The sequence below is a fragment of the Acinetobacter sp. AL9 genome (assembly GCF_041464035.1).
GTDB classification, from domain to species: domain Bacteria; phylum Pseudomonadota; class Gammaproteobacteria; order Pseudomonadales; family Moraxellaceae; genus Acinetobacter; species Acinetobacter towneri.
The window spans coordinates 1-237 of sequence record NZ_JAYFSK010000294.1 but is presented as its reverse complement, the minus strand read 5'-3'; the positions used below and the strand labels follow the sequence as shown (position 1 = coordinate 237).

The 237-nt window shown below is 51.9% G+C and carries 1 protein-coding gene; it reads right to left on the bottom strand.

Features of this window, described 5'->3' with window-relative positions; all coding sequences use genetic code 11:
* The coding region (locus tag ACEO2X_RS14775) for a hypothetical protein (protein WP_371972225.1) at positions 1-237 on the bottom strand (237 nt) is incomplete at both ends.

The window sequence follows — 237 nt, the reverse complement described above, 5'->3', positions numbered from 1 at the left end:
CAGCGGCTTGAGCATCAGTAAGCCCAGCAGCTTTCGCTTTAGCCACAAGAGCAACACGGTTCGCTTCGATGGCAGCAGCTTTGTTTGCAGCGACGATGGTGTCTAGAGCTGTTTGAGCATTTTGAGAGGTTGCTTCTTTATTGGCATCTGCATATGCAGCGGCTTGAGCATCAGTAAGCCCAGCAGCTTTCGCTTTAGCCACAAGAGCAACACGGTTCGCTTCGATGGCAGCAGCTT